The sequence below is a fragment of the Haliscomenobacter sp. genome (assembly GCF_965225875.1).
Taxonomy (GTDB): domain Bacteria; phylum Bacteroidota; class Bacteroidia; order Chitinophagales; family Saprospiraceae; genus Haliscomenobacter.
Window position 1 is genome coordinate 1,824,756 of sequence record NZ_CBDDBS010000003.1, and the last position, 20,148, is coordinate 1,844,903.

Consider the following 20,148-nt stretch of genomic DNA (forward strand, 5'->3'; position numbering starts at 1 on the left):
TGGGTTGGATGAGCAAGAATCCGAGCGGTATTTTTTGCGGAAATTTTGGCGAGTAGGTAGCATCTAGGGTAGAGACGCACGGCCGTTCGTCTCCGCATTTAGTAATGTCTAAGGTTGCTAAGACGCACAGCCGTGTCTCGTCTCTACCCCATCTTCCCCCAGCACCCGCTCCAACATCCCCAGCAAAAAATCCGCCTGCGCTTTCCCAAACACCATCGGGGGCTTAATCTTCAACACATTGTGATCCGGCCCATCGGTACTCATCAAAATGCCCAGGGTGCGCATGCGGTTGGCAATGTAGCTTGTAGCGGCGGCAGCAGGAATTTTAGCCAAGGGGTCGCTAACCAACTCGATTCCCAGAAAAAGGCCGCTACCCCGCACATCCCCAATCAGTGGAAAACGGGTACTCAACTCGGCCAGGCCCTGTTTCAAGTATGCACCCGTTTGGAGCGCATTGGCCTGTAAACCCTCCTCCTTGATCACTTTGAGTACTTCCAGGCCAATGGCACAAGAAACCGGATTGCCGCCAAACGTATTAAAATACTCCATGCCATTGGCAAAAGCATCCGCTACCGCACGGGTGCACAACACCGCCCCCAGGGGGTGACCATTGCCGATGGGTTTGCCAATCGTCAAAATGTCGGGTACTACGTTCTGTGCTTCAAAAGCCCAAAAATAATCCCCAGGTCGACCACAACCCGTTTGTACCTCGTCGGCGATACAAAGCCCCCCCGCAGCGCGTACCTGCGCGTATACCTGCGCGAGGTAGCCAGGCGGCACAGGAATTTGTCCCCCACAACTCACGATGGTTTCCGCCAAAAACGCGGCGGGTTTACGGCCACGGCTTTTTAAATCTTGAATCACTTGCCCGATATGCGCCGCGTATTGGCTGGCACTTTCCAGGCTATTCCCCCGGTACAAGCCCCGGTAGGTATCCGGCAGGGGCACAATGTGTACACCAGGCGAAGCACCCTTGCCGCCTGGCCCATCAAACTTGTAAGAACTCACTTCCACACAGGCATTGGTGTTGCCGTGGTAGCCCACTTGCAGGGCAATGATGTCGTTTTGACCCGTGTAGGTTTTGGCCAAACGTAAAGCTAATTCGTTGGCCTCGCTGCCACTGTTGACAAAAAAAGCCACTTCCAGCGGAGCAGGTGCAGTAGCCAAAAGGGCTTTCGCAAATTGGGTAATCAGCGGATGCAAGTATCGGGTATTGGTATTGAGCACAGCCATTTGGCGCTGCCCGGCACGCACTACCCGTGGATGCTCGTGCCCCAGGTGCGCAACGTTGTTGACTGTATCCAGGTATCTTCTCCCGGTATGGTCGTATAGATAGGCTCCCACCCCGCGCTGCATGTAGAGGGGCTCGGTGTAGGAAATGCTCAGGTTGGGCGAAAGGGTCTTTTTGCGCTGCGCCAGTATTGCTTCAATCGAAAATTCAGCAGCAGGTGGCGACGGCTCGCCGGCGATCAAATACCAGGGGTCGGGGCAAATGCCCGTCCAAATCGCCCTTTGGCGTGGAAAGGCCACCCCGGGAAAATCACCCTGTTTGCCCAACATGTCCAACATCACCTGAAAATGCAGGTGAGGCGACCAATTGCCGTTTTCCGGCATCGGGCCCATCCAGCAGAATTGTTCCCCTTTGGCAATGGGTTTACCTACGTACAAAGCGTCTAGCGAGCTTCGGCTCAAATGCCCATAAAGCGTGTAAAAATGCAAATCAGGGCTCACTCGATGCTCCAAAATAATGGCCGGGCCATAATCCCGATCAGCAGCATTGTCCTGAAAACTGTGCACTATTCCAGCCAGTGGCGCAAAAACTGGGGTACCCGCAGGCATAAACACGTCCAGGCCAATGTGTACACTGCGCCATTCCGGGCCTTCATTGCCTTGCACTTCGTAGGCATCTGTAGTGTAAAAAGGGCGAACCTCGTTGTAGCGACCAATAGCGGCTTCAGCATTTGCTGCCCGCATGGTGGCCAAAATTTGTTGGTGTAACAACTCGGCATCCGCAATATCCGCGTAGTTACCCAAATCCGGGCTACCTACACTACAATCCAGCCAAAGGGTATTTTTATCACGTAAATCAGCAGCAACCAGTGGAGCGAATTCTCCTGCTTGCTGTTTGGCCCAGGCTTCAAATTGAGCCATTTTGGGGTGTGCTGGCCAGCCACAGGCTTCCCGAACGGTGTAGTGAACGAGCGCAGGTGGAAGTTGCTGCAGTTTTGCCAACAAATCCCAGGCCGGCCGATCGCTGATTTGTAAATATTCGTTTTCGGGATTGGCCAGCAAATTTTGCGCTGAACAAACCACACTGATCAATAACCGAGCAATGATCAAGGGGAACAATACCGCAGCCTCTTGTTCTTGTAATGGGAAAAAGTGGTGGTAACCCCGGGTCATTTGTTGAATCACCGCCAGAGGGTCGGGTTTATCCATGGCCGCGTAGGCGATGGCAATGCCCAGTTCATTGAGGGTATGGGTAAAAACGGCGTCGCCAAAGTCTATTACGCCCGGCACTTCAGGATTGAGCGGGTCGAAACTGAGCAGGATATTGTAATCATTGGCATCGTTATAACAGACACTTTGCCGCAGTTGAGGCAAATGGGGCAACGCTTGTTGTTCAAAAAAATCAAGCGCCCATTCGGCTAGTGCTTTTTTGTCCGGATTTTGTATTGCCCCCAGGTGGTCTTTGGTCCAAATGGCTTGTGAAGGGTCCCATTTGATCCAGCGATGGGCAGCGGGATGATCAAAATCGGCGAGTGCAGCGCTGAGTTTCCCGCATAAGGCACCTACTTTTTCCAACAAAATTGGGGTATGCGGCTTGGCTTCGGCAAAACAGCGGCCTTCTACCCAGGTCAAGGTTCGGAGGTAGCGGAGCTCTCCATTTGGAAAATGGTGATGGACAATTGTTTCGCCTTTTAGACCTTTAAGTGGCACCGGGATTTCCAGTCCCAACCCAGCGGCTTGCAGGTGTTCCATCATGGCATTTTGGAATTCCAATTCGGGCACTATGCTTTGGGCATGGGCTATTTTGAAGCAGAATTTTTCTCCTGTGCCGCTTTCAATCAGGTAATTCAGGTCTATTTCTCCACTGAGTTGTTTGATTTGCCCTTGAAGTTGAAAATAGTGGAAAGCGAGTTCCTGGACTTCGGTAATGGATACGAACATGTGTTGGATGCTTCTTTTTAGAACCCACCTGCGGTGGATTCTTCAATTTTTTTGCCACAAAGACACGAAGGCACAAAAAGAGCGACCTTGTCAAACTTTGTGTCTTTGTGCCTTCGTGGCCATATTAAAATCCCGCCGCAGGCGGGTACAAAGTTTATTTTTTCGCTAAATGACGCCTATTTTAGCTGGTACAAGTCTCCAGACCCACATTTTCGCGTCTCTGACGCACGAGCAACGCGAAAATACTGAGCAAACACACGTCAGAGACGTATTGATACTGGTACAAGTTTGGAGACTTGCACCAGCTGCAGTGCCTAAATGACACCAAGCCTGCGCAGTTCCCAATAACAACGCGCGGTAGCTTGGATATCCACGAGGGCATCGTGGGCACCTTTGAGTTCTTGTTTGAAGAGTTTGTAATGGAGCTCTTCGAGCTTTGGCCATTTGTAACCTCCCCTCGGGCTATTGGCGGGTAAGGCGCAATGCGTGATGACTTCCGGACTGGTCATGGTGCAAAATTTGCGCAAGGGCAAAAGTGGATCTTGTTGGATTTTGCGGTAATACTCTGCTCCAACGATGGCGTGGTCAAAATTGACATTGTGGGCCACCAGCAAGGAAGTCCGTTCCAGCAATAATTTGAATTCGTCCAACACCACACTCAGGTTTTGTCCTTCAGCCAAAGCCCTTTCTGTACTGATGCGGTGAATTTTGACCGAGGCATAAGGGATGCTGAATCCCTCCGGCTTTACGATGTAACTGCGCTCTTCCAACAAAGTCCCGTCTTCATCGTACAACAAACAGGCCAGTTGCACCATGCGCGGCCAGTTGCTGACTTGTTTGATGGGTGCGCTCCAGTTGAGGGGTAAACCGGTGGTTTCGGTATCGAGAAATAAGATCATTGGTTGACTATTTGGGGAGGACAATGTACGTATATTTTTAAATTACCGTAGAGGAAGCCACACAGGGCTTCCTCTACCACCACATGTTTATGGGGTTTCAACTTCCACAATTACCCTTATCTTTGAGTCATTGAAAATGTTTGGTTATATTCTATTCAGTGGATGATCTAAGTCAATGCCATTTCTACACAATCATCTACTTCCAAACATTTAAAACCCTGTTAAACAAAATACAATACCTCCATAGAGCCCTCATATCCTGCCCGGAATTATCGAGGGCTCTGCTTTTTCCGCCCTAAGTAAAGACCCTTCAGCGCCTGTAAAATTATACAGGCGCTGATCGCCTATCGCATTCCGCCTCTTTATTTCATTTTCGTTCCTTATGTTTGTACACAAAATTTGTTGAGGCAAGCGCATGAATTTAGACAAAGCAAAACTCGCCCTCAAGCGATACTTCGGTTACGATCAATTTCGGCCTTTACAGGCAGACATCATCCGAGCGATTTTTTCAGGAAAAGACGCTTTAGTATTGATGCCAACTGGAGGGGGCAAATCGGTTTGTTTTCAAATCCCAGCAGTGACCCTTCCCGGCACTTGTATTGTGGTTTCTCCTCTAATCTCTCTGATGAAAGACCAAGTTGAGGGGCTGCGCGCCAACGGTATTGCTGCAGCTTTTATCAACAGTGCCATCGACTCGCGGGAGCAATTGCGCGTGGAGGAGTCTTTTTATGCAGGTGACTTGGATCTGCTATACGTTTCGCCGGAAAAACTGGTGTCCGGCAATTTTGTCTCCATCCTCAAACGAGGAAAAATCAATCTTTTTGCCATTGACGAAGCGCATTGTATCTCTGCCTGGGGACATGATTTTCGGCCAGAATACACCCAAATGGGCATGCTCAAACAGCATTTCCCCAAGGTTCCGGTGGTGGCCCTCACTGCTACTGCCGACAAGCTGACCCGCAAAGACATCGTCGATCAACTCAAACTGGAAGAACCTGGAATATTCATTGCCTCCTTTGATCGGCCCAATTTGAGCCTGGAGGTTCGCCCCGGCCAACAACGCCTGCAACAGATCGAAGATTTTGTCCGCAAACACCCCAAACAAGCGGGTATCATTTACACCCTCAGCCGCAAGGCCACCGAAGACATAGCCGACAAACTAAAACAAAAAGGATTCAAAGCCGAGGCTTACCACGCAGGCTTGTCGCCCGATCGCCGTTCCAAAATCCAGGATCACTTCATCAATGACAACCTGCACATCATCTGCGCTACGGTGGCTTTTGGCATGGGCATTGACAAATCCAACGTGCGTTGGGTCATCCACTACAACTTGCCCAAAAACCTGGAAGGGTACTACCAAGAAATTGGTCGCGCAGGCCGGGATGGTGCCAAAGCAGACACCCTGTTGTTTTACAGTTTTGCCGACGTAAGTATGTTGCGCGACATCATCCAAAACGGGGAAAATGCCGCTCAAAATGAAATCCAGTTGGTGAAACTGGAACGGATGCAACAATACGCCGAATCCCTGGCTTGTCGTCGACGCATCCTCTTGGCTTATTTTAGCGAAAACCTGAGTGAAAACTGTGGCAATTGTGACATTTGCCGCAATCCGCCGCAATCCATTGATGGCACTGTGATCGCCCAAAAAGCGCTATCCGCCGTATACCGCCTCAATGAACAAGTACCTATGGGTATGCTCATCGATGTATTGCGGGGCTCTGGGCGTCGAGAAATCAAACAATTGGGTTATGATACCATCAAAACCTACGGTGCTGGTCGCGATTTTTCACAATGGGACTGGCAACATTACCTCATGCAGCTCATCAACCTCGGCTACCTGGAAGTCGCTTATGATGCCGCCAATGTGCTGCGCCTGACCTCAGCCAGCCAGGAAGTTTTGTTTAAAAATCGCAGCGTAGAACTCATCAAACCAACCAGCTACAAAGAGCGGCAGGAACAGGAACAGGCCAATGCCAAAACGAAGGCGCCCACTCAACTCAAAAAAGAGCGCCTACGCGACGAACTCTTTGAGCACCTGCGCCAAATACGCAAGGAAATTGCCCAAAAAGAAGGCATTCCACCCTATCTCATTTTTTCGGATGCTACCCTGGAAGAAATGGCTTTCAGCAAACCCCAAACCGAGGACGATATGCTGGCTGTTTCCGGAGTTGGTGAAAAGAAACTGGTGCAATTTGGCTATCGATTCATCAAAGCCATTCGCAATTACGAAAAAAAGTAAAACGGGGCAATAAAAAACAAGTGTTCATTTTGACAAAGCATTAGATAAGTAAACGATTCATTTTAAGTGTCTTATCTAATGCTTTGTCTCAAAAAAAATGAACATTTGTTTTGCCCCACTACAAAGGAACAATTTTTTTGAAAAACTCCATTTCAACTCATTATTTTTGAGACTTGCAGCCTCCTGATCATCCAACTTTCAAAAAGTACATGCACGAAAGCTAATGAAAAAAAAGTATGCCATTATTGATGTAGAAACAACTGGAGGAAAAGCATCTCGTGATCGCATTACCGAAATCGCCATTGTTCTACACGATGGCAATCAAATCATCGACAGCTGGGAAAGCCTCATCAATCCCGAAACCCCAATTCCCTGGAACATTACGGTATTGACGGGTATCACCGACCAAATGGTGGAAAATGCGCCTCGTTTTTTTGAGGTAGCTCGTAAAATTGTAGAAATGACCGAGGGTGCCATTTTTGTAGCCCACAACGCCCGTTTTGATTACAGCTTTATTGGGGAGGAATTCAAACGCTTAGGCTATACCTATACCCGGCGACAATTGTGTACCCTACGCCTGGCTCGTCAAACCCTTCCTGGTTTGTATGCCTACGGATTGGACGCGCTATCCCGCCATTTCAACATCCAGAACCATGCCCGCCACCGCGCCATGGGGGACGTACAAGCCACCATCAAGGTGCTTGAATACATTTTACAGCACGAAGACAACCGGGAAAAAGCAGACCTCTTGATCAATCTGGGCATCAAAGAATCCATGCTGCCCAAAAACCTGAGTTTGGAAACCATTCATGCCCTACCCGAAGCTTGTGGGGTGTACTATTTTCACAACGAGGCCAATGAGGTCGTATATGTGGGCAAAAGCATCAATATTCAAAAACGCATCGCCGAACATTTTGCCGACAAAACGGATAAAGCCCAAAAGCTTCAGGAGCAGGTGCACGATATTTCCTACGAAATCACCGGGAGTGAATTGATGGCCCTCTTGCACGAGTCTTTTGAAATCAAACGCCTCCTGCCGGGGATCAACCGGGCTCAACGCACCCGCAAGTTCCCCTATGTTGTGCACAGTTATTACAATTCTGATGGATACCTCTGCTTCGGGGTGGCCGAAACAGCTGCCAAAACCCGACGTAAATTGGAAATCCTGGCCGAATTCCCCAAAGTTTCTTCCGCTAAAGGTCGCATGAGCAGCGCCCGCCAAAAATTTGAGCTGTGCGAAAAATTCTTCAATTTTAACCCCAATGCTACTGGTCCTTGTTTTCACTACCACATCCAACAATGTGCGGGAGCTTGTATGCAAAAAGAACCTCCAGAGGAGTACAATGAGCGAGCACTGCGGGCCAAGGAATACCTATGTAAGATCTTTGATCACAATTTTTTCATCATTGACCAAGGGCGTGAAGAGGAAGAATGCGCCATAGTGTTGGTAGAAAATGGCCATTTACGCGGTTATGGCTACCTGGAACGGGAGGCGCTGGTACAGGACCCTGAAACCCTGCGCAACGCCATTCAACCAGTAACGGGCAATGCCGAAACGAACCGAATTATTGCGCGTTTTTTAAGCGAAAATCCACAAGTGGAAATAGTGAAGTTTTGATTTGGGTTGAGAAGGTTGAGGGAGCTTGAGGAAGGTTGAGGCTACCGCAGCGATTTGGACAAAGTCATTGTCAAAAACGCTGCGGTAGCCTCAACCTCCCTCAACCTTCCTCAACTCCCCCACTATATCTTCACAAAAATCCGCTTCCGGTACATCCAATTCAGCACCAAAAACTGCATGGCTAGAAACACCGTACCACTGACCAAAGTCCGGTACCCTTCTCCAAAAATCATATCGTACTGAGGATGCACATTAATTCGGAAGGAGGAATCGATGAAACCAATCACGGTATGCGCCAGCACATAAGCGGCTATTGAATTCATACCCAACACTTTGAAAACATAAAACCAAGAACCTTGCTGTTTCAAGTCCGCTATGTAATAAAAACCGGCCAGCAAGATAAAACACCAACCACCACTGAACAAAGTCCAACTCGGCGTCCAAATGCGTTTAACATTGGGGCAAATGCCCAGAATACTCAACAAGAATCCTACAGCCAGAAATACCAGCCCAAACAACAACAACTTACGCAGCAGCAAACGGGTTGATTCAGCGGTTTTGAGCCATTGCCCGGCAATCAAGCCCAAAATCATGGTGCCCAGAGTAGGAATAAAACTCAAAGTCGCGTAGCCGCCTCCGTTGAATCGGAATACATTTTCCCGGGGAAAAAGATTCAAAAACCAGCGGTCGAACGCCCAGGCAGCATTGGTATTTTTGTTCCAATGTGCGGCAAAACCTTGCGCATGATGCGGCCAATCTGCCGCTACCCCCGCCTCGGCCCAGTTGAAATCGGGGCCAGGTAAGGGGTAAATGGCAAACAAAGCCCAATAGGCCAGCAAAATGCCCGCAAAGGCAATCCACTGCCAGCGCTCTTTTGCCCATCCCAGGGCAAAAAGGAATACATAACCTAGGCCAATCTGAGTCAGCGTATCTTCAAAGGTGAAATTGGTTTGTTTGGCGTACATCGAACGCAGGAAAATGCCCAACAAAATTAGGATCAGCGCCCGGCGAAAAGTATGCCCCCAAACCTGCCAGTTGTTTTGCCCACTGGCTTGCCGGCTAGCCAGTGAATAAGGCAAGGCTACACCCACCAAAAAGGAAAAGGAAGGCTGGATTAAATCGTGCAAGGAACAACCCACCCAGGGTACATGGCTCTGGTGAAAATGCAAAAAGGCCCAGAAGCCACTATCGGGAAAAGCTTTGGCGACATGGCCAAATTCCCATACTTCGGCCATCATCAGAAACATGACAAAACCCCGGTAGATGTCGACAGAGGCGAGGCGGGTAGGCAGAGGGACGTTAGGCATAAGTGAAGGTGTTTTTTTATTAACCAAAAATAGCTTTTTTCCTTACGAAATATCACTTCCAATACAAATAAACTATCTTGGTCGGCACTAAGTATGACGCAAAAAATTACTTCCCGATTTTTCTGCGTTACCAAAATCATCCTCCATGCCCTTCTTTCAAGACCCGTTGGCCATTTTCGCCATATTGATGCTCAACATCATCATTTGTGAACAACTGTGCAAACTACCCTATTTCCGAGCCTTCGGCAGTGCGCTGCTGGTGATCATCACCACTGCCATCACGGCCAATTTGGGCATCATTCCCTCGGCCAGTACCCCTGCGCCCTTGTACGATGGGATTTTCACCTACCTGGCACCTTTGTCTATTTTTTACCTTTTGCTCACCGTCAATTTGCGCGGCCTTAAAAAAGCGGGCGCACCCATGATTTTGTTTTTTCTCTTGGGCTCGATTGGAACCATGCTGGGCGTGTTGGCAGGCATGTATTTGATAAAGGGGCCGGACACCTTGGGCGATTCCTTTTTTGCCCTGGGTGGTATGTTCACTGGAACCTACATCGGAGGCAGTAGCAATTTTAATGCGCTGGCCCTGCACTACAATGTCAATAAAGAAGGGAACTTGTACGCAGCTGCGACTGCCGCCGACAACATCATCACCGCTTTGTGGATGGTGGTGACCCTTTTATTGCCCCCCTTGCTACAGCGTTATTTCCCACGCCAGCAAAAAGGCCCGTTGGAAGCTGAAGAACAACAACGCCTGACCGATGAGGCCCATGCCCACATCAACGACCAGGAGCAACTCAATCCATTGGAACTGAGCATCCTTTTGGGTGTGGGGGCCCTGGCCTTGTACATTTCTCAGTGGTTCGCCAGTCTATTTCCGGGTATTCCGATGATCATTTTTTTGACCACCCTGGCGCTGATCATGGCTCAATTTCCAATTATTCAACGGCTTAGAGGTTTGCGCCTGGTTGGGATGTTTTGCATTTACCTCTTTTTGGCAGTCATTGGAGCCTATTGTGATTTGGCGGCTTTAATGCGGGATGGACAATTGGCCATTTCCATGCTGATGCTGGTGACAATTTTGGTACTGGTACACGGCAGCTTGCTTTTTGGTCTTGGAGGCTTGCTCAAACAGGATTGGGATGTTTTATCCATAGCTTCACAAGCCAACATTGGTGGTTCGGCGTCGGCGTTGGCCTTATCTAAAGGGCTCAACCGCGCTGATTTACACTTGCCTGCCATCCTGGTTGGGGCCCTGGGCAATGCCATTGGAACCTATTTGGGAATTTTGATTGCGGAGTACTTGAGAACCTGGGGGTGATTTTTACAAAAACTAGTCTTGTTTGTTGTATTTATAAACTTTTTATTTATTTTTGAGCACAAACACCTTTATTAACTCGAAAAAACGAAAAAATGGCTTTGAACTATCTACTGGTCTTTCTCACCGGATTGATTCCGATTCTGACTGGTTTTGTCTGGTATAACCCCAAAGTTTTTGGCAATACCTGGATGAAAGCAGCCGGAGTTACACCAGAACAAGGCAAAAGTATGAACATGCTGTTGACCTTTGGGCTAACTTACCTCTTTAGTCTCATGTTGTCGATGATCTTGTTTTCGGTGGTCATTCACCAAACTCACCTCTATTCCATCTTGTTGGGCAGCCCTGGGTTTGGGCAGGAAAATTCAGATTTGATGAACTATATCGAAGAGTTCATGGCCAAATACGGCGGCAATTACCGCACCTTCAAACACGGTGCCTTGCATGGAACCATTGCAGGCATATTTTTTGCGCTGCCAGTCATTGCAGTCAATGCCCTATTTGAAATGAAAGGGTTCAAATACATCGCTGTGAATGCAGGGTTCTGGATTTTGAATTTGATGTTGATGGGCGGGATTATTTGTGCGTTTGGGTAATTTTTCTTAGGTGATTACTTAAGTGCCTTAGGTTTCTTAGGTGGTGAATATTGTTTTTTACCACTTAAGAAACCATAAAAACCAAAGACTCACCTTAGACTACAGACTAGTTAATTGTCCTAAAAATTATTAATTCAGAATTACAAAAAATCGGTTCTGTTCGCAACCTAGCTAAGTTTCTGTTTGTCAATACCGACACAACATCAAACACCTTTTGTCATGGAGACCTTAGCCCGTGAAATCAGCACCCTACAAACTCCTTCTGCCCAATATTTTATTTTTAACCAGCATAAGATCATTGATTCCTATAGTGCAGGTTTGGCCCAGGTTGAACAGCAAATTACTGTCAATGCCAATACCACTTACCACGCTTTTTCGCTGACCAAAACCTTCACTGCTTTGGCAGTTTTGCAGTTGGCAGAACAAAACAAACTGGACATCGACCACCCGGTGGTTCAATACTTACCAGGATTCCATTTTGGTCCCGACATTACCATTCGGCAATTGCTCAGCCATACCGCAGGTATTGCCAATCCCATTCCGATCAGTTGGATTCACCTATTGGAAGAACATACTAATTTCGATCGCGACGAATATTTTGAGCCCATCATGGCCAAAAACCGTCGGGTTAAATCCAAACCCAATGAGCGGTTCATGTACAGCAATTTGGGCTACATCGTCCTCGGCCAGCTCATTGAAAAGGTCAGTGGGCAGGCATATGAAGTGTATGTGGCGGAGCACATCATTGCCAAATTGGGATTGAACAATGAAGACCTGGGCTTTACCATAACGGCACCTGAGCACCACGCTACCGGTTACCACAAAAAAAATTCCTTCTTCTACCTCATTCTGGGGCTGTTCATGGACAAGGCCAAGTTTTTTGACAAAACCGAAGGTGCCTGGAAATCCCTCAAACCATTCTACCTCAATGGAGCCCCATACGGTGGCCTGATTGGTAAACCCATGGCTTTTGTCCGCTACATCCAGGCTTTGCTGCAGGAGGACAGTCCCTTGTTGTCAAAACCTTACAAAACCCTGCTTTTCCAGGAAAACCATACCAACAATCAACAAAAAACGGGCATGGCCTTGTCCTGGTTTACTAGTGAACTCCAAGGGCATCGGTTTTTCACCCATGCTGGCGGGGGCCCAGGCTATTATTGTGAAATGAGGCTATACCCCGACTTAAAAATGGGTAGTGTGCTCTTTTTTAACCGAACTGGGATGTCCGATGAACGGTTTCTGAGCAAGTTGGATGGCCAATACCTTAAGTAGGAAAATGTAAGACATTAACAGGCAGCAATAAAAACTAAACTATTCCTGAAAAAACCCAGCTTTTCCCCCTATCTTCGCGGCTTAACCTTTACCGAAGACCATGAATTCCAAGCCGCTCCTTTGCATCTTCTTGAGTGTCATTGCATTGACGTCTTTTGCCCAAAAAAACAAAAAAGCGCCCCAGATCACTCCACCTGCTCAAACTACCGCTGCGCCAATTTCTACACCCTTGACTACCAGTCAACTCAAAGCACTCAAATACCGCTTTGTAGGGCCAAGTCGTGGAGGGCGTTCTACCGCGGTGGAAGGGGTTCGGCAAGAACCGAATACCTTCTACATGGGAGCAACGGGCGGCGGCGTTTGGAAAACAACTGACGCGGGTTTGACCTGGAACAACATCTCCGATCAGGACATCAAAACCGCTTCGGTAGGCGCCATTGCGGTAGCCCCCTCCGATCCGAATGTGGTGTATGTCGGCATGGGTTCCGCAGATCCTCGCGGCAATGTGATCCCCGGGGATGGCATGTACAGAAGTACCGATGCGGGTGCACATTGGAAACAAGTTGGTCTGGAAAAAGCCGGGCAGATCGGCAAAATTGTGGTCCATCCCCAAAACCCTGACCAACTCTACGTAGCTGTGTTGGGCAATGTATTTGGTCCCAGCGATCAGCGCGGCATTTTCCGCAGCAAAGACGCTGGCAAAACCTGGGAAAAAATCCTCTACGTCAGTGATAAAACCGGAGCTATCGAGTTGGTAGCCGATCCCAGCAATCCCCGCATTCTTTACGCTGGTTTTTGGACCGCCGAGCGCAAGTCCTGGACCTTTATCGACGGGAGTGTCGAAGGAGGCGTTTGGAAAAGCCTCGATGGCGGTGATACCTGGGAAAAACTGGGCGGTGGCTTGCCTACTGGGCTGGTTGGCCGGGTTGGTATTGCCGTTTCCCCCGTAAAACCTTCCCGCGTATGGGTTCAAATGGAAGCCCAGGAAGAAACCAAGGGTGGTCTGTACCGCTCTGAAGACGGTGGTAAAAGTTTCACCAGAGTCTGTCGCGATCACAGCATCCGCCAACGGGCCTGGTACTACTCGCGCATTTATGCCGACCCCAAGGACGAAAACACCGTGTACAACCTCAACGTCAGTTTTATGAAGTCCATTGATGGGGGCAAAAGTTTTACCCGCATCTCGGTACCACACGGCGATACCCACGTACTCTGGATCAACCCTGACAATCCCAATCAGATGATCCAGGGCAACGACGGTGGTGCCTGTGTGACCCTCAATGCTGGCCGCACCTGGAGCAGCCAACTCAATCAACCCACCACCGAGTTTTACCGTCTTACGCTCGACAATCAGTTCCCCTACCGCTTGTACAGCGCACAGCAGGACAATTCTACCATTTCTATACCCAGCCGTTTTGACAATGCTCTGACTCCACAGGAACTCTGGCATGAAGTCGGCGGCGGGGAAAGTGGCCACATCGCCGTTGACCCACGCAACCCGAATGTGGTGTATGCGGGCAATTACATTGGTCAAATCACCAAAACAGACCTGAGCCGTGGCCATCGCCGTGACGTAGTGGCATATCCACAAATGCACGATGGAACTGCCCCTCGGGATATTCGTTACCGATTTCAGTGGAACGCGCCTATTCGGGTTTCGCCACACAATCCTGATGTCATCTACCACTGTTCGCAATATGTACACCGCTCGCCCGATGGGGGCCGTACCTGGGAGGTCATCAGTCCCGATCTGACCACGGATAAGGATAAATTTCAGGATATTCCCGGTGGTCCAATCCAGCACGACCATACCGGGGTAGAGTTGTATACCACCATTTTTGCCTTTGAAGAATCTGCGCAAACCGCCGGTGAACTCTGGGCGGGTAGCGACGATGGGCGAGTACACCTCTCCCGTGACAATGGCAAAAACTGGAAAGAAATCACCCCTAGCAACATTCCACTGGAAGGTACGGTGAACATGATCGAGCTCTCCAGCCATGCCCCCGGTCGCGCACTCATCGCTGTCCACAAATACCGCGAAAACGACTTCAAACCTTACATCTTTTTAACCAATAACTACGGCCAAAGCTGGACTTTATTGACCGATGGCAAAAATGGCATCCCAGCTGATCACTACGTCAAAGTGGTGCGGGAAGATCCAAAGCGTAAGGGTTTATTGTACGCCGGAACAGAATACGGCATGTACGTCTCTTTTGATGAAGGAAAAAACTGGCAAAGCTTCCAGTTTAACTTGCCTCCAGTGTCTATCGCTGACCTGGCTATAAAAAATGACGATTTGGTAATGGCTACCCACGGCCGGGGCTTCTGGATCATGGATGACCTAACGCCTTTGCACAGCATTCCCCAAAATGTTGAAGCCGAAGCGACGTTGTTCAAACCCCGCGTGGCCTACCGCAACCAGTTCAGTGGGTTCCGTGGCGCTGCTGCACCCGATCCGAGTCCCAACGGCGCTATCCTCTATTATTTTGCCAAAGCAAAAAAGGCGGGTGATACCGCAGTGTTGCGCCTTTCGATCATTGACCCACAAGGAAAAACCCGGAAAGTTTACGCTTCCAGTCCTGGTGACAAAGAAGAGATATTGGCCTGGCGTGATGGCCTCAATCGCCTCGAATGGGATTTGACTTATGAAGGTCCCGAAGCCCTGCCTGGTGCGCAATTTTCATTGGCCGATATGAGTCCCGTAAAAGCCATGCCCGGTGCACACAAAATTGTACTGGAATACAAAGGCACGCGGCAAGAACAAACGCTGGAAGTCAAAAAAGACCCCCGCTGGGCCCAAAGTGATGCCGACTTGCAAGCGCAATACGATTTGGCCATGCAGGTAAAAGAATTGTTCAACACCTGCCATACCACCATCGCCGATTTGCGCTCCTGGCGCGCTCAAATCAAAGACGTGTTGGAACGCAGCAGCAAATACAAACCCAATGTGGCCAAAGCCATCAAAACAGCGGGCGACCCACTGGTCAAATCCTTGAACGAGTTGGAAGAAAAATTGATCCAAACCAAAAGTGAGGTTGGGCAAGACCCCATCAATTATCCTTCCCAAATCGACGACCAGATGGCTTATTTGTACTCGATTGTAAACAACCAGGACGATCGCCCCAACGCTGGTTGTTATGAAAGATTGGAAGACCTGAAAAAAGCTTTTGCCCCATTGCAAAACCAATTGAAAGCGATCAGAACCAACGACGTAGCGGCATTTAACCGCTTGTTGCAGCAACAAAGCATTCAATTGATCATGACTAAAGAAAGGTAAATAACGTATGTCTTTTCCACTTAAAGACTTGGAACGATACATCCACCCCACCATTTTGGAACGGGGTAAACTCCTGTTTTTGGAAGACGCTGTGCAGGAATTAGCTCCCGCAGGCCCCAACCAATGGCAAGCCCTGGTGCGCGGTGACAGCGACAAATACCGCGTTGACATCTTGCTGGAAGACGGCAAAGTTGAAGAACATGATTGTTCCTGTCCCTATTACGCCGGCCCGATTTGTAAACATCGCGTGGCAGTATTCATGGAATTGCGGGAAAAACTGGAAAAAGACCCGATTATTGTACAAACTTTGGCTACCCGCAAAACAGCTGAACAATTGTACCGGGATTATCGGGCACTTTCCCCCGACGACAAGTTGGTTCTACGCATCCTGGCCATCGCCTACGAAGGCATGAACATCAATAAGTTCAGCTACATCATCACTGATGCCCGTTTTAAGGTGAGTTTCAGCCAGGCGATCTTGCGCAACAACCTGAACCGCCTGGTACAAAGTGGTTTTTTAACCCGCGAAAAAGCCGATCGCTACGTAGTTGACCCTGAGTTTGCTGATTATTTGCTCGATCAGGAGTTTTTGACCGAACCCGATTTTGCCAAAGCCATTCCTTCGGTCAAACGTTTTTCTGATTCCGAATGGTGGTTGACCAATTCGCCAGACAAGGCCAAACGGGCTTTTCGAAATGCACGACTGGCTTACTATCAAAATGACCTGGCCACTTTTACCAAAGAGATTCAGATTGCCGAAACCCATTCACCTAAAACGGGTGAGCCCATTTGGCGCATCTTTTTGCCCAGTGTTTTTGACAAAGACAAATTGGAAAAAGCACCCTCCGGGATTCGCCACCAATTGTTGATTACCCACCTGACCCATGTGTTGTTGTATCTGGAGCCACGCGACGGGTATTTCCATTATTTACTCGATCCCAAAAACCTGCCCAATAACCCCGATCAACGCAGCAGTGTTTTACGCCTGATGTGTCAGATCGCTGTTTTTCAAGGCGATTGGGATACCGTAGGCAAACTGTCTTCAGCACTCGACGAGTTTGGCCAATACGGTTTTGCGGCTCAACACCACTTTGTCAAGGGCAAATACACCGAAGCAGTTCTGGGTTTTGACTTGTCCCAAAAGGCCTACCGCAAACAAACCCGTAACAACAAATCCCTGCTGCCTGCGCTCAATGGCATTTTCCATCTCCTGGCACGTTGCAAGGATTTGGACATGGGTACTTCAAGCTCCTTGCTGGAGGAATTGCGGCGACAAATCAAACAAGAAGGCAATTATACGGCGGTATACATGTACCTGGAGGCCGTTTTGGGTTCTTTTACGGGCACTTTAGAGCAAGCCAAACAAACCCTTGGTTTTCCTCCCAACCACAATATTGCCTTGTTTTTCCAGGCCTTGTCCGTAGCTTGGGTAGATGATAGTGCATTGGATGAACAGGAACTGGTCAGCCTGGCGCAAAACCTTAAATCCAAAGGGTATCGCTGGTTGGCCTGGCAGCTTTGGGCTACCCTGCACCATATAGACCCCAAAAATACCAGCTGGGAAGCCAGTATGCAGTCCTTAGAGGATGAGGGGGACAATTGGGCGCCCATGATCCAGATTTTTCCCAAAGTAGAGATCTGGGAAAGTGCCCTCAATGCCCTGTTTAACCTCACCGGAAAAGTAAAACCTTCTGCTGTTGAAGGAGCGACCAGGGTCATCTGGCTGGTCGATTTTGAACGTTATGACGCCGTGGCCAAAGAACAAACCTTTGGTAAAAAAGGCTGGACTTCTGGCCGAAACATCTCGCTTAACCGCCTGATGAACCGAGAAGTCAAAGGTATGACCGAACAGGACATGACTGCCGTCAAAAGAGCGGTAACCAGGGTGGGATTTGAGCAATACGAACTCAATACGCAGGCCGTTTTCCCCAGCCTCGTGGGGCACCCGCTTCTGTTTTTGATGAAATCGCCGGAGATTGCCGTGCAATTGTTGGCCGAAAAACCGGTGCTCAAAACCCGCGAAGTAGAGGGCGGTTATGAGTTGTCTTTTTCTCACGAAATCGACAATGTTGGCTACGAAATCACCAAGGAATCGCCTACGCGTTACAAACTGATCGAATATACCGAGGAGCATTATAAAGTGGCCAAAGCGCTGCAAAAGCAAAAATTGTTTGTACCCCATCACGCCCAAAGCCGCCTCAAGGACGCCCTGGCTGGCTTGATGGCGCTGGTCGACGTAGAGTCAACCGTGGTTGGACTCAACGAAGAGGCCCGCGAAGTACCCGCAGACGCCCGTCCCTGTGTCCACCTCTTACCTGTGGGTGATGGTTTCCACGTGGAATTGTACGTCAAACCCTTTGCTGATAATCCACCCTATTTGCGGGCGGGTGAAGGGGAAGTCAATCTTGTGGCGAAGGTAGGTGAAGAATGGTTGCGTACCGAGCGCGACCTGGAGATAGAATTGCTCAAACAGGCGCACTTGTTGGAATCGGTGAGTGTGCTGCGCGACAATATCCCGCACAACAACATCTGGGAACTGGAAGACGCGGACCTCTGTCTGGAACTGCTACTGCAATTACAGCCCTTCATTGACAACCAGGACATCATTCTGGAATGGCCCAAAGGGGAAAAATTCCGCATCACGCGGGTAGCCGGTATGGGGCAGTTCAGCATGAAAATCAGTTCAGGACAGGACTGGTTCAATGTAGACGGCGAATTGCGGGTAGATGAAAACATGGTGCTGAACATGCGCCAGTTGATCGAGCTCTCGCAGCAAAAACGCAATGGTTTTGTCGAAATCGGCCCAGGACAGTTTTTGGCACTGACCGAAGAATTCCGCCGCCGCTTGCAGGAAATCAATGCCCTGATGTCGCCCAACAAGGACGGCAGTTTCCAGCTGCATCCTCTGGCGGCACCGGCCCTGGAAGGTTTTGCCTCCTTGCTGGATCAGGTAGAAGCGGACAAACGTTTCAAAGAATCGATTCAAAGGATGAAAGACGCCTTTGAACGAAATTATACCGTGCCACCAAGTTTTAAAGCCACCTTGCGCGAATACCAGATCGAAGGTTTCGAGTGGTTGTGTCGCCTCTCGGATTGGGGGGTTGGCGCTTGTTTGGCCGACGATATGGGTTTGGGAAAAACCGTACAAGCCTTGGCGCTGTTGCAACTGCGCGCAGAACAAGGCCCAGCCCTGGTGGTTGCGCCCGCTTCGGTGTGCCGCAACTGGGTAGCTGAAATCGGCAAATTTACACCCACCCTTACGCCCATTCTGTTTGGTGAAGGTGACCGCGACGCGGAGATTGAAAAAGCCAAAGCGGGTCAAATCCTCATCACCACTTACGACCTGATGACGCGGGAAGCGGATAGTTTTGCCCAAAAACAATTCTCTACCATCATCCTGGACGAGGCGCAGGCCATCAAAAACCGCAGCACCAAACGTTCGGAAACGGCCATGCGTTTGCAGGCTGGATTCAAACTCATCACTACGGGTACGCCGCTGGAGAACCACCTGGGCGAATTGTGGAACCTCTTCCAGTTCATTAATCCCGGGCTGCTGGGTTCCATGGACAGCTTCAACGAGCGTTTTGCCATTCCCATCGAACGCCTGGGCGACAATAGCCGCCGTGATCAGTTGCGGCGATTGATACAACCCTTCATCCTGCGCCGCCGCAAGGATGAGGTACTGAAGGAATTGCCCGAAAAGACCGAAATCACCCTAACGGTGGAATTGAGTGGGGAGGAAAGAGCCTTCTACGAAGCCTTGCGCCGCAAAGCCCTGGAGGAACTGGAACAATCCATCGAAGGGATGCAAGGCGGGCAAAAACACCTGCGCATTCTGGCCGAAATCATGCGCCTGCGCCGGGCGGCTTGCCACCCGGGCATGGTAGACAAACAGTTTGTGAAAGACCAAAGTGCAAAACTGCGGCTGTTTGGAGAAATTGTGGAGGAGCTGCTGGAAAACAACCACAAGGCCCTGGTGTTCAGTCAGTTTGTCGACCACTTGCACATCCTCGAAAATTACATCAAAAGCAAAGGCATTGCTTATCAATACCTGGACGGGCAGACTCCCCTACCCTTGCGTCAAAAACGCATTGAGGCCTTTCAGGCGGGCGAGGGCGACCTTTTCCTGATCAGCCTCAAAGCGGGCGGCGTGGGCCTCAACCTGACCGCAGCAGACTACGTGATCCACATGGATCCCTGGTGGAACCCGGCCGTGGAAGACCAGGCGACCGACCGGGCGCACCGCATCGGTCAGGAGAAGCCTGTTACCGTGTATCGCCTGGTGGCGGAGGATACGATTGAGGAAAAAATCTTGAAGTTGCACGGCACGAAGCGCGATTTGGCGGATTCATTGCTGAGTGGCTCGGATGTGAGTGCGAGGTTGTCGGCAGATGATTTGTTGAATTTGTTGAAGGAGCGGTAAGGTTTGCAAAAGCGGCAGGATAGCAACA

The 20,148-nt window shown here is 49.5% G+C and carries 10 protein-coding genes; 7 read left to right on the top strand and 3 right to left on the bottom strand.

The window, feature by feature from the left end:
- Positions 1-117: 117 nt before the first annotated feature.
- Positions 118-3,171 carry an aminotransferase class III-fold pyridoxal phosphate-dependent enzyme gene (locus tag ACO08K_RS27645; protein WP_421799732.1) on the bottom strand — a complete coding sequence of 1,018 codons (3,054 nt, stop codon included), beginning with the start codon at positions 3,169-3,171 and terminating at the stop codon, positions 118-120.
- A 314-nt stretch (positions 3,172-3,485) separates the two neighbouring features.
- On the bottom strand, positions 3,486-4,070 hold the full coding sequence (locus ACO08K_RS27650; RefSeq protein ID WP_421799733.1) for an exonuclease domain-containing protein: 585 nt from the start codon (positions 4,068-4,070) through the stop codon (positions 3,486-3,488).
- A gap of 415 nt (positions 4,071-4,485) precedes the next feature.
- Here ACO08K_RS27650 and recQ point away from each other — a divergent pair, with 415 nt between their 5' ends.
- Together recQ and ACO08K_RS27660 are read left to right on the top strand one after the other, a co-directional pair.
- Positions 4,486-6,309 (top strand): DNA helicase RecQ, encoded by a 1,824-nt coding sequence (gene recQ, locus ACO08K_RS27655; RefSeq protein WP_421799734.1) that lies wholly within the window; start codon positions 4,486-4,488, stop codon positions 6,307-6,309.
- Between the two features lie 223 nt (positions 6,310-6,532).
- Positions 6,533-7,927, top strand: a complete 1,395-nt coding sequence (locus tag ACO08K_RS27660; protein WP_421799735.1) for an exonuclease domain-containing protein — start codon at positions 6,533-6,535, stop codon at positions 7,925-7,927.
- A gap of 122 nt (positions 7,928-8,049) precedes the next feature.
- Here ACO08K_RS27660 and ACO08K_RS27665 read toward each other — a convergent pair whose 3' ends face one another.
- Complete coding sequence (locus tag ACO08K_RS27665) at positions 8,050-9,234, bottom strand: acyltransferase family protein (protein WP_421799736.1); 1,185 nt, start codon at positions 9,232-9,234, stop codon at positions 8,050-8,052.
- 145 nt (positions 9,235-9,379) lie between these two features.
- Between ACO08K_RS27665 and ACO08K_RS27670 the strand changes: the two genes are divergently transcribed.
- From ACO08K_RS27670 to ACO08K_RS27690, 5 genes are all read left to right on the top strand, one after another.
- Positions 9,380-10,555 (top strand): DUF819 domain-containing protein, encoded by a 1,176-nt coding sequence (locus tag ACO08K_RS27670; protein WP_421799737.1) that lies wholly within the window; start codon positions 9,380-9,382, stop codon positions 10,553-10,555.
- A 92-nt stretch (positions 10,556-10,647) separates the two neighbouring features.
- The gene (locus ACO08K_RS27675) at positions 10,648-11,148 is read left to right on the top strand and encodes a DUF1761 domain-containing protein (protein ID WP_421799738.1); all 501 of its coding nucleotides are present in this window, start codon (positions 10,648-10,650) and stop codon (positions 11,146-11,148) included.
- Positions 11,149-11,367: 219 nt separating this feature from the next.
- Positions 11,368-12,420 (top strand): serine hydrolase domain-containing protein, encoded by a 1,053-nt coding sequence (locus ACO08K_RS27680; protein WP_421799739.1) that lies wholly within the window; start codon positions 11,368-11,370, stop codon positions 12,418-12,420.
- Between the two features lie 100 nt (positions 12,421-12,520).
- A complete protein-coding gene (locus tag ACO08K_RS27685) occupies positions 12,521-15,697 on the top strand; it encodes a WD40/YVTN/BNR-like repeat-containing protein (RefSeq protein WP_421799740.1) in 3,177 nt (1,058 codons plus the stop codon).
- A 7-nt stretch (positions 15,698-15,704) separates the two neighbouring features.
- Positions 15,705-20,120: an SNF2-related protein gene (locus tag ACO08K_RS27690; protein ID WP_421799741.1), complete on the top strand. Its 4,416-nt coding sequence runs from the start codon at positions 15,705-15,707 to the stop codon at positions 20,118-20,120.
- Positions 20,121-20,148 lie beyond the last annotated feature (28 nt).

Bases quoted from the DNA above. Each gene is read 5' to 3' on its own strand.
- ACO08K_RS27665 (WP_421799736.1), bottom strand. From the start codon at position 9,234: ATGCCTAACGTCCCTCTGCCTACCCGCCTCGCCTCTGTCGACATCTAC.
- ACO08K_RS27670 (WP_421799737.1), top strand. From the start codon at position 9,380: ATGCCCTTCTTTCAAGACCCGTTGGCCATTTTCGCCATATTGATGCTC.
- ACO08K_RS27685 (WP_421799740.1), top strand. From the start codon at position 12,521: ATGAATTCCAAGCCGCTCCTTTGCATCTTCTTGAGTGTCATTGCATTG.
- ACO08K_RS27680 (WP_421799739.1), top strand. From the start codon at position 11,368: ATGGAGACCTTAGCCCGTGAAATCAGCACCCTACAAACTCCTTCTGCC.
- recQ (WP_421799734.1), top strand. From the start codon at position 4,486: ATGAATTTAGACAAAGCAAAACTCGCCCTCAAGCGATACTTCGGTTAC.
- ACO08K_RS27660 (WP_421799735.1), top strand. From the start codon at position 6,533: ATGAAAAAAAAGTATGCCATTATTGATGTAGAAACAACTGGAGGAAAA.
- ACO08K_RS27650 (WP_421799733.1), bottom strand. From the start codon at position 4,070: ATGATCTTATTTCTCGATACCGAAACCACCGGTTTACCCCTCAACTGG.
- ACO08K_RS27690 (WP_421799741.1), top strand. From the start codon at position 15,705: ATGTCTTTTCCACTTAAAGACTTGGAACGATACATCCACCCCACCATT.
- ACO08K_RS27675 (WP_421799738.1), top strand. From the start codon at position 10,648: ATGGCTTTGAACTATCTACTGGTCTTTCTCACCGGATTGATTCCGATT.
- ACO08K_RS27645 (WP_421799732.1), bottom strand. From the start codon at position 3,171: ATGTTCGTATCCATTACCGAAGTCCAGGAACTCGCTTTCCACTATTTT.